This window comes from Nocardioides sp. NPDC057767 (assembly GCF_042798275.1).
Classification (GTDB): domain Bacteria; phylum Actinomycetota; class Actinomycetes; order Propionibacteriales; family Nocardioidaceae; genus Nocardioides.
In genome coordinates this window covers 1-10,243 of record NZ_JBHVKJ010000059.1, presented here as the reverse complement: position 1 = coordinate 10,243, position 10,243 = coordinate 1, and the positions used below count along the sequence as shown (strand labels likewise).

Annotated in this window: 10 protein-coding genes and 1 tRNA gene; 6 read left to right on the top strand and 5 right to left on the bottom strand. The window is 68.5% G+C overall.

Features of this window, described 5'->3' with window-relative positions:
• Window positions 1–4 precede the first annotated feature (4 nt).
• From ACFVDI_RS23900 to ACFVDI_RS23875, 6 genes are all read left to right on the top strand, one after another.
• A complete protein-coding gene (locus ACFVDI_RS23900) occupies window positions 5–913 on the top strand; it encodes an endo-beta-N-acetylglucosaminidase H (RefSeq protein WP_378911269.1) in 909 nt (302 codons plus the stop codon).
• Window positions 914–995: 82 nt separating this feature from the next.
• Entirely contained in the window at window positions 996–2,555 is a 1,560-nt protein-coding gene (locus tag ACFVDI_RS23895) for a TIGR03767 family metallophosphoesterase (protein ID WP_378911268.1), read from the top strand.
• Window positions 2,556–2,687: 132 nt separating this feature from the next.
• A complete protein-coding gene (locus tag ACFVDI_RS23890) occupies window positions 2,688–3,101 on the top strand; it encodes a DUF3052 domain-containing protein (protein WP_196873439.1) in 414 nt (137 codons plus the stop codon).
• Between the two features lie 69 nt (window positions 3,102–3,170).
• The gene (locus ACFVDI_RS23885; protein WP_378911267.1) at window positions 3,171–4,835 is read left to right on the top strand and encodes an AMP-binding protein; all 1,665 of its coding nucleotides are present in this window, start codon (window positions 3,171–3,173) and stop codon (window positions 4,833–4,835) included.
• Window positions 4,832–5,296, top strand: a complete 465-nt coding sequence (locus tag ACFVDI_RS23880; RefSeq protein WP_378911265.1) for a peroxiredoxin — start codon at window positions 4,832–4,834, stop codon at window positions 5,294–5,296. The genes ACFVDI_RS23885 and ACFVDI_RS23880 overlap by 4 nt, the downstream gene beginning before the upstream one ends.
• A gap of 197 nt (window positions 5,297–5,493) precedes the next feature.
• A tRNA-Val gene (locus ACFVDI_RS23875) sits at window positions 5,494–5,569 on the top strand.
• 15 nt (window positions 5,570–5,584) lie between these two features.
• Here the strand turns inward: ACFVDI_RS23875 and ACFVDI_RS23870 are convergent.
• The 5 genes from ACFVDI_RS23870 to ACFVDI_RS23850 are packed head-to-tail and all read right to left on the bottom strand — an operon-like array spanning window position 5,585 to window position 10,142.
• On the bottom strand, window positions 5,585–6,727 hold the full coding sequence (locus tag ACFVDI_RS23870) for a tyrosine-type recombinase/integrase (RefSeq protein ID WP_378911264.1): 1,143 nt from the start codon (window positions 6,725–6,727) through the stop codon (window positions 5,585–5,587).
• Window positions 6,724–6,924: a helix-turn-helix transcriptional regulator gene (locus ACFVDI_RS23865; protein WP_378911263.1), complete on the bottom strand. Its 201-nt coding sequence runs from the start codon at window positions 6,922–6,924 to the stop codon at window positions 6,724–6,726. The genes ACFVDI_RS23870 and ACFVDI_RS23865 overlap by 4 nt, the downstream gene beginning before the upstream one ends.
• A gap of 13 nt (window positions 6,925–6,937) precedes the next feature.
• Window positions 6,938–8,560, bottom strand: coding sequence for a replication initiator (locus ACFVDI_RS23860; RefSeq protein WP_378911262.1), 1,623 nt, complete (start codon window positions 8,558–8,560; stop codon window positions 6,938–6,940).
• Entirely contained in the window at window positions 8,557–8,820 is a 264-nt protein-coding gene (locus ACFVDI_RS23855) for a hypothetical protein (protein ID WP_378911261.1), read from the bottom strand. The genes ACFVDI_RS23860 and ACFVDI_RS23855 overlap by 4 nt, the downstream gene beginning before the upstream one ends.
• Window positions 8,817–10,142, bottom strand: coding sequence for an FtsK/SpoIIIE domain-containing protein (locus ACFVDI_RS23850; RefSeq protein ID WP_378911260.1), 1,326 nt, complete (start codon window positions 10,140–10,142; stop codon window positions 8,817–8,819). The genes ACFVDI_RS23855 and ACFVDI_RS23850 overlap by 4 nt, the downstream gene beginning before the upstream one ends.
• Window positions 10,143–10,243 lie beyond the last annotated feature (101 nt).

Below are 10,243 nucleotides of genomic sequence, written 5' to 3'. Positions count from 1 at the left end.
CACCATGTCAGTTCCCCACATCTCACGCAGACACATGCTGCTCGGCGCGGGCGCCGCGGCCCTCGGCGCGACGGCGGCCACCGGCCTCGCCCCCTCGGCGGGGGCGGCGCGTCCGCTCGCGTCGCCGACGCTGATGACCGGGTACGTCGAGGTCAACAACTACAGCATCGGTAACGTCGCCAAGTACGAGCTCGCCGGAGGCGGCAACGTCTTCGACATCGGTCTGATCTTCGCGGCCAACATCAACTACGACGGCCAGCGGGCCTATCTCTACAACAACCCGCAGGTGCAGGCGCAGCTCGACGCCGCCGACGTCCACATCCGTCCGGCCCAGGCCAAGGGCATCAAGATCCTGCTCTCGGTGCTCGGTAACCACCAGGGCGCCGGCTTCGCCAACTTCCCGGACCGGGCGTCCGCCGAGGCGTTCGCCGACCAGCTCGCCGACGCGGTGACCCGCTACGGGCTGGACGGGATCGACTTCGACGACGAGTGGTCCAACTACGGCGCCAACGGCACCGGTCAGCCCAACGACTTCTCCTTCGTCTACCTGCTCGAGGCGCTGCGCTCACGCCTTCCTGACAAACTCATCACCCTCTACTACATCGGCCCGTCCTCGCAGCGGCTCTCCTACGGCGGGGTCAACGCCGGCGACCTGCTCGACTACGCCTGGAACCCCTACTACGGCACCTGGGGCGTGCCGAACGTCCCCGGGCTCGGCAAGCCCGAGCTCGCCCCCGCCGCGATCAACATCCAGGGCACGTCGGCCTCGACCGCCGCCAGCCTCGCCTCCCGTACGGTCTCCCAGGGCTACGGCGTCTTCAACACCTACAACCTCGGCTCCGCCGACGCGAGCGCCTACCTCTCCAACGTCACCCGCAACCTGTACGGCAAGGCGACCGTCTACACCGGCTGACCGATGGGCCCGGCCGCCGCGGTCAGGGAGTATCGTTCGCCCACGGACCGCGGCGGCCGGTGCTGAGGGAGAAGAGGCGTAGATGGGTGTCACGAGCGAGAGCGGGCGGATCGTCGCGGGTGGCCGGAAGGGCGCTTACGTACGTCTGGCCGAGGGCCCTCAGGAGCGCCACATCTCGCGCACCGACCTGGCCCGGAAGCCCGAGGAGCTGGGCGAGCCGGTGCTCACCGTCGCCCACCTGTCCGACATGCACATCTGCGACCACCAGTCGCCGGCGCGGGTCGAGGTCCTGGACCGGCTCATGGACCCTGACACCTCCACTCGGGAACTGATCGAGGAGATCGGGACGTACCGAGCCCAGGAGCTGCTGACCGCGCAGGTCGGCGCGGCGATGGTCGAGGCGATCAACGAGATCACCGAGGGGCCCGTGGGCGGTGGTCCGCTCGACCTGGCGATCGCGACCGGCGACAACACCGACAACGGGCAGTACAACGAGCTCGACTGGTACCTGACGCTGCTCGACGGCGGCCGGCTGACCCCCGACTCCGGCGACATGCTGCACTACGAGGGCGTCGCGGTGCTGCCGGACAAGCGCTTCTGGCACCCCCAGGGCGAGACGTACGACATGCGCCGGGGTGACCACGGCTTCCCGCTCGTCCCGGGACTGCTGAAGGCCGTGCGCCGCGCGATCGACTCGCCCGGGCTCGAGGTGCCCTGGCTGGCCGTCAACGGCAACCACGACGGGCTGCTGCAGGGGACCGTGCCGGGCAACGCGGCCATCGCCGAGGTCGCGATCGGCGACCTCAAGGCGATCGCCATGCCCGAGCACTGGACCGACGAGGCGAAGGCGAAGCTCATCGCCGGGCTCTTCTCCGGCGACCCGGTCGCGCTGGGGATGCTCGCGGAGCTGGAGCCCTACGAGGTGACCGCCGACCGGCGTCGCCGGCAGACCACGCTGCAGGAGTTCGTGGACTCCCACGTCCACGACGAGGCGAAGCCGCCGGGGCACGGGTTCCGGGCCGGTGGCGAGTCCTACTACCGCCACGACGTCAACGACCAGGTCACCTTCGTCGTCCTCGACACGGTCAACCCCGCCGGCGGCTTCCAGGGGTCGATCGACGCCGAGCAGCTGGAGTGGCTCGACGCCGTGCTCGCCTCCACCGACTACGACGAGCGGCTCGCGGTGATCGCCAGCCACCACGACGTGGCGTCGCTGGTCAATGACATGAGCGGCGCGGGCGTCAGTCGGCGGGTCCTCGGCGACGAGATCGAGCAGACCGTCTCACGTCATGAGAGCGCGGTCCTCTGGCTCAACGGCCACACGCACCGTACGGCGGTGAAGCCTCACGGATCGTGGTGGGAGGTCACCGCGCCGTCCCTGATCGACTGGCCGCAGCAGGGCCGGGTCGTCGAGCTCATCTCCGACGGCGACGTGCTGACCATCGCCACGACGATGCTCGACCACGCCGGTCCCGCGCGGTGGAGCGGCTCGATCGAGAAGGCCGGCCACCTCGCCTCGCTGTCTCGTGAGCTGGCCGCGAACGACTGGCAGGCACCGAAGGTGCCCCTCGCCGAGCACCCCTTCTCGGGAACGGCACAGGATCGCAACGTACTGCTCCATCTGCTCGATCCGAGGGCCTGAAAGTCCTCCGACACGCCGTTATCTAGCGCCTGACAGGCGGGTGGGGTTGCGTGGACCAGCGTTCTCCGCTGGACTACCACCAACCAAGTCCATGCAAGCGGCGTGGACATCAAGCCTTTGGAGGAAAGACACGTGAGCTCGACCGCAGCCACAGGGCCTGCGGACCGGCTGGGCCTCAAGTCCGGCATGGTCATCCAGGAACTGGGCTGGGACAACGATACGGATGACGAGCTGCGGGTCGCCATCGAAGACGCCGTCGACGCGGATCTGGTGGACGGTGAGTACGGCAATGTCGTCGACGCCGTCCTGCTGTGGTGGCGCGACGACGACGGCGACCTCGTCGACGGACTCGTCGACGCGCTGACCGACCTCGTCGGTGGCGGGGTCATCTGGCTGCTGACGCCGAAGGTGGGCCGCCCTGGTGCGGTCGACGCGGCGGACATCGCCGAGGCCGCGCCGATCGCAGGACTGTCCCAGACCACCACCGCATCTGTGAGCAAGGACTGGGCCGCGACGCGTCTGCTGGCGCCGAAGACTCCTGCCTGATGGCAACGGTTCTCGGGGTCGCTGGACACCCGCAGGAGTCTTCGCGTGAGCGACGTTAGACTCCCAACGGTGTTCTCGACTACGGCTGCCAAGGCACGCACCGCCGGATCCGCGGCGATGATCCTGGCCGGTTCCGGCATCGTCCGGCCGGTCAGTCCGCTCGGGCTCGCACGGACCGGTCTGGCGCTCGCGCGCTGGGGCACCGGCCCGGCCGGAGGCTTCATCGGCCTCGCCCACCGCTACCCGCGTCGCACCGCGGTCATCGACGAGCTCGGCTCGCTGACGTACGCCGACCTCGACCGCCGCTCCAACGCGATCGCCCGGGCCCTGGCCGCCCGGGGGATCGGCGAGGGCGACGGGGTCGCGATCATGTGCCGCAACCACCGCGGGTTCGTCGACGCCACCTTGGCGGTCGCGAAGCTGGGCGCCGACGCGCTCTACCTCAACACCGCCTTCGCCGGGCCGCAGCTCGTCGGGGTGCTGGAGCGGGACAAGCCCGCCCTGATCATCCACGACGAGGAGTTCACCGGCCTGCTGTCCTCGGCCACCTCGGCCGATCGGCTGGTCGCCTGGGTGGACTCCTCGGACCCGGGGGAGACCCTCGAGTCGCTGGTCTCCGGCGATGCCCGGCCGGTGCCGCCGCCGAAGCGTCACGGACGGATCGTGATCCTGACCTCCGGCACCACCGGCGCGCCGAAGTCGGCGCCGCGTCAGGAGGCCGGGATCGACGCGGCCGTCGCGCTGATGTCGCGGATGCCGATGAAGGACGGCTGGCGCTGCTTCATCGCCGCGCCGCTCTTCCACACCTGGGGGATCGCTCACCTGCTCTTCGCCGAGCTGCTCGGCACCACCATGATCCTGCGTCGCCGGTTCGACCCGGAGGACGCGATCGCGACCCTCGCGGAGACCCGGGCCGACTCGTTCGTGGTCATCCCGGTCATGATGCAGCGGATCCTGTCGCTGCCGGAGGAGACACTGGCTGCGTACGACCTGGAGGGGATCGGCTCCCGGCTCAAGGCCGTCGCGTCCTCCGGGTCGGCGCTGCCCGGCGACCTCGCGATCGAGTGGATGGACCGCTTCGGCGACAGCCTCTACAACGTCTACGGGTCCACCGAGGTCTCCTACGCCTCGATCGCCGACCCCGTCGACCTGCGCGAGGCACCGACCTCGGCCGGGAAGGTGCCCTGGGGCACCCAGATGAAGATCCTCGACGCCGACGGCGTCCCCGTGCCCGACGGTGAGGCCGGCCGGATCTTCGTCGGCAACGGCCTCCTCTTCGAGGGCTACACCAGCGGTGGCGGCAAGGAGGTCGTCGACGGCCTGATGGCGACCGGCGACGTCGGGCGCTTCGGACCTGACGGCCGGCTCTACATCGAGGGCCGCGACGACGACATGATCGTCTCCGGCGGCGAGAACGTCTTCCCGCAGGAGGTCGAGGACTGCCTGATGCGCCACCCGCTGGTCACCGACGCGGCCTGCGTCGGGGTCGACGACGCCGACTTCGGCAAGCGGCTGCGCGGGTTCGTGGTGGTGGTCCCCGGTGCCGGGGACGACGTCGATGCGGTGCTGAAGGACTGGGTCAAGGAGAATCTTGCTCGCTTCAAGGTGCCGCGGGAGATCGTCGTGACCGACGCTCTGCCACGCAACGCGACGGGCAAGGTGCTCCGACGCGAGCTGGCGACCTGGGACACCGAGGCAGCAGGTTCGAACGGCGAGAGGGCGGCAGGGCAGTGAGTGGACTTCAGATCGGCGACCCGGCTCCGGACTTCACCCTCCGCGACCAGTTCGGGGCCGACGTCACGCTCACGGACTTCCACGGTAAGAAGGCGGTCGCGATCTTCTTCTTCCCGTTCGCGTTCTCCGGCGTGTGCACCGGCGAGATGAGCGGACTGCGCGACCGGCTCGACGAGTTCGTCACCTTCGACACCGAGGTCCTGGCGATCTCGTGCGACCCTGTCTACGCGATCCGGCAGTTCGCCGACACCGACCGGCTCAACTTCCCGGTGCTCTCCGACTTCTGGCCCCACGGCGAGGTCGCCAAGGCCTACGGCGTCTTCAACGAGAGGACCGGCGCCCCGCTCCGGTCCTCCTACATCATCGACAAGTCGGGCGTCGTGCGGTGGGCCGTGCACAACGACAACGCCGACGGACGCGACCTCGAGGAGCACCTCCGGCAGCTCCACGCGGCCGTCTGATCAGGTAGTTTACGGGTCATCCAACTTCCGTTAACAGGGTGGTTACATCGCTTTTCCTGTGCCCAGGGTGGGATCTAACCTTTAAGTGTTGAGCCGCTGATGACCCGAGACGTCAGCGGCTCAACTTCCATTTCAGGGTTGGTGCGTCGGCCCGGTTCGCCGGGCCCGCCCCTGATCGCGTACTCTTGGGGCGCTTCGGACGCATAGCTCAGTTGGTAGAGCGCCTCCCTTACAAGGAGGATGTCAGGGGTTCGAGTCCCTTTGCGTCCACCACCCTGTTTCGCCAGGTCAGGACCCTGTTTCGTCATCGTCCTCATCCTCTCCGGACTCCTCGTCGGGCTCAGATGCCCCCAGGATGCCCCCGAGCCGCTTGGCCGAGTCCCAGAGGTTGTCGTCGATGAGGTGGCCGTAGAGGTCCATCGTCATCGCTGCGGAGGCGTGGCCCAGGATGCGCTGCAGCACCTTCGGGTCAGCGCCGGCACCCAGCCACAGCGAGGCGCAGGTGTGGCGGAGATCGTGAACCCGAAGCGTCGGGCGACTGATCGTTTTCACGGCCTCAGCCCAGCTGACAGACCGCTTCCAGTTCGCCTCACTCAGGGGACCACCCTTCGGCGCATCGAAGATCCAGTCGTCACCCTTCTTGCCCTCTGACCACTCGTCGATGATCGGCACGAGCTCGTCGACCAGGGGCACCGTGCGCGCGCGCTTGTTCTTGAGGGTGTCGACGAAGAGCACGCCCTTGTCACTGCTGGCCATGACGGTCCGTTGGAGTCGCAGACCCTGACCAGGTACGCGCACCCGATCGCCAACACGAAGGCCGGCAAGTTCACTCCACCGGAGTCCGGTCAGCGCAAGCACGCGAACGATGACGGCGTAGCGTCCGGAGCAAGCGGCCTCGAGGTCGTGAATCTCCTGCCGGCTGAGGAACTGACCCTCACGCTTGACGTGCCCGGCAGTTGGAGGCTTCACGGTCGCGGCGACGTTCACCGTGATTCGGCCGTCCTCCACAGCGAAGGCGAGCAGGCGACGGAAGACGCCGAGGTAGCGAGCAGCCGAGGACGGCGAGCGCCCATCAGCGACCAGCCGGCCAACCCACGTCGCCACGTCAGACTTCGTGATCGAAGCGACCGGCACCTTTCCGAACTTGGGCTCGATGTGACGCTTCCACACCATCAGCTCGAGCGCCCGCGACTTCTGCTTCAAGGTCTGGCGAGCATCCAGCCAGTCAGCCGCAACGACGGAAAGAGCCACACGGCCGCGACGAGGGTCGTGCCATTCACCGAGCCGCAGCTTCCTCTTTTGCTCCTCCTCCCAGGCCTCAGCGTCCTTCTTGCGGTCGAAGACGCGGTTGGCGACCTCCCGGCCGTGGTGCTTCACGCGAGCCCGATAGCGGACCTTGCCGTCAGCGGTGGTGTATCGCTGCACGCTCATGCTGCAACCTCCTGCTGGTCGGCCACCCAGGCGATGACCGCGGAGCGCTGCCAGGCGAGACGACGGCCGACCTTCACAGCCGGTGCGAATCGCCCTTCCTGACGAAGCCACCGGATCGTCAGGACCGGCACGCGGAGGTAGTCGGCCACCTCGTCAATCGTCATCAGCGGCTCCATGCCGCTCTCCTGATCACTCATCACTTTCTTCCCCTCATCGGTCGGTGTTCTTGGTCTGGGCTCGCCATTGGGCGTACTCGCGCGCTCGAGCGGCGGCCGCGAGGGCGAGGGTTTCGTCGCCTGGGTTCGTCCACCCGGTGCCTTGGTAGGTCCAGTTGCCGATGACGAGGGTTGTCTCGGTGTCGTCGGCCAGGAGCCGTGCCTCGAGCTCCTCGAGGTCGAGCAGGGCCTTTCGGGCGTCTTCGTCGTGCTCGGCGGTCGCGACCAGGTCGCGGTACTTGGCGCGGGCGCGGCGGAGCTGGCCGAGGGTGACGGAGTAGCGCCGGGACTTGGTGGAGAAGTGGCCCCGGAAGCCGAGCATGTGCGCCCACTTCCCCAGGAGCTGGTAGGGGTTGGCCGGCGTCCCTTTGGTGTCGACGTGGGGGCCGTAGTGTTCCCGTGCCCTGGCGCTGAGCTGGCGGCACCTCGAGGCGAACTCGGCGATGTGCTCAACCGGCCGGTCAGCACGGATGGAGTTGGCGTCCTTGGTGGCGTACTTGGCCAAGTAGCCGGCGACCTGTCCAGGCGTAAGAGGTCCGTCGGGGTCGTCGGTGCGGTTGGTGTCGCGTACGACCCGGACGTCGAGCTGCTGTCCCCAGCAGAGGACCCGGGCCGCGTCATCGTCGTCGACCGGGGGTGCCTCGAGGTGGACGTCGCCGGCGGTGTGCTCCAGGAGCCGGCCCAGGGTGCGGCCGTCCAGGGGTGCGGGTGATCCGGGACCATCGGGACCGTCCAGGCGGATGAGGGCGTGGAAGTGGATCAGGCCGCGGGCTTGGTATTCGGCGACCTTGGCGAACTGGACCGAGGCCACGTCAGCGAGGGCCGGCGGCGGGGTCGGGTTCTTCTTCGAAGGCTTGCGCCTGGTCTCGGTCACGCCGAGCTGCTGTGCCAGGGCACGGCGAAGCGCGATGGTGGTGCGTCGCCATAGCTCGGGTGCATGCCACTGCCAGACAACGGCGCTGTCGGTGTCGTGACACTCGGGACACGGTGGCGCGCCATTGGCAGAGTCGTCGGGACCGTGGACTGCCATGCAACCCAGGGGCCGGCCGTGTTCGCAGGTCAGGGGTTGTCCGGTCCTGGCGGAGCGTGGGCGACACCGACCGCCCACCGGTTGCCCGTTCTTCGGACGGAGGCCGTGGACGTGGCCGAATGAAGGCGCGGTGAAGGTGACGAACAGCAGCGGGTTGTCTGCCACCGTGGCGGGGATCGTCTTCCCGCCGACCAGGCCGGCGTTGATCATGGCGTAGGTGTCGCGGGCGTAGACGCGGGAGCAGGTGGGGCAGACGTCGGCGCGGCGGTTGCCGCAGGGACGGTAGAGCACTCCGAGCGGGGCATTCGCGGACGAGAACGTGCCGACGAGCTCCCCGCTACGGGCATCAATCGTGGTCGAGGATCCGGAGAGCCGGATGGGGTGGGCGCAGTACTTGACCGCTGCTGCGGTCTCGGCCCAGGCGTCGAAGGTGCCGTCGAGGAGTCGGGCACCGACCGCGTTGAAGGCGGCCGGGGTGAGTCCGGACAGATCCAGCGGCGCATCCTCCCCGTACCCAGGGAACGAGCCCGAGGTCGAGGACGATGCGTCACTGTGGATGCCCGGCGCATCCGTGGGCGAGATGGTCACGCCGCACCATCCAGCGGCATCATATCGAGGAGGTCGAGGAGGTCCTCAGGCTCGGCGGCGCGGTCGATGCCGGCCCACCATCCACCGGTAGCGGTGCGGGCGTAGGCGGTGCAGGCGAGGCGGACCGGGCAGCCGGCGCAGGTCTCCTGCATCAGTTCGACCAGAACCGTGGGGGTCTCGATCTCGTCGGTGGTCCAGGGCAGCCCGCGAGTCTCCCGGGTTGTGCACGCCGCGTGCTCCATCCAGGCCGGGGTACTCATCGCGCACCCCCATCGGTCAGGGAGAGCTGCATCCCAGGCAGGTCGCCAGGGGCGGCATCCGAGATCGTGACCAGTTCCGGGGTCGCCGGGTAGAGCGAGGCAACGCGGCGGATGAGGTCGTCGGACCAGTAGTCGGCGCGGATGCGGTCGGTGGAGCCGTCCTCGTCGATGATCCAGGCCGTGCCCTGGGCCGCCTTGAGGATGCGATGGGCGGGAGCGAACGGGGCCATGCCGTCACCCAGGACCATGTTGGTCTCCATCGCGGAGCGCAGCCGCAGAGCGATGGTCTGGGTGAAGAGCCCTCGCATGTCGATGACCTCCTTACGCGGGTCCTGGACGAACGCGACGACCACGACACCAACAGCGCGGCCAATGGAGAGCAGCCGCTTGAGGAGCCGCTCGGCCTCCTTGCGGATCTCCGGATCGGCGTACGCGGTCAGCGATGCGAGTTCGTCGATGACCAAGAGGTAGAGCGGATCACCTGGGCCGGGCTTGTGGTTGCGGGAGTAGCCGCGCAGTTCCTCGGTGCGCTGATCAGCGATCGCCACGAACTCGCGCAGCATCTCCACAGCCTGCGCACCCTGGACCGCGATCTTGGTGAACAGCGGGGCGCCCATGGTCAGCTCCATGCCGCCCTTGAGGTCGATCCCGTAGGCGCGCACCGCGTCAACAGCGATGGCGGGGGAGAGGCTCCCGACCATGCCCCACAGGAACGACCCTTTGCCGGAGCCGGAGGTACCCACGACGAGGGTGTGCCGCTGCTCGACCTGGAGACGGAACGGCTTACCCGACTGCCGCCGGCCCAGAAGGACCGATTCCGTCTGCATCCGAGGTTCCGGCATCGCGGCAACGGAGGGGGTCTTAATCAGGTCTCGGATCACCAGCTCGAACATCACCGTCGAGCCGGCGCGGCGCTTGGCCGGGTAGACCCGGTATGCATCAGCGGAGTAGGTCGCGGCCAACTTGGGGGCAAAGGCCTCGAGGTCGGCCAGGGCCTGGCCACGACGCGTCTTGACCTTGAGGGTCACCGAGTGAGCCGACGTCTTCACTCTCTTGAGGCGAGGGTCGCGCCACTTCTCGATGGACTCCTCACCCACACCGAGCCGCTTGACCCGCTTCGTACGGCGCTTGGAGAGGCCGGCCTCACGGGCTACGCCCTTCCAGGTGATCCGGAACCGGAGCCACCACCAGATCTGGCGGCCGAGCGAGGCCAGCCAGCCCAGGGCGGCGAGGGTGGCGGGGCGGGTCGGTTTGATCACGACCAGGACCGCGATCGCCAGGGCGGCCAGGCCGCCGATGCTGACGTAGATCGTTTCGTTCATCAGATGCTCCCTTCATTGCGTTGCTTCGAGGTTTCGAGATGGAGACCCGCCGGCCGCCGCGGCTTCCCTTCCGCGACGGCCGGCGGGAGTCATTGGGGTGT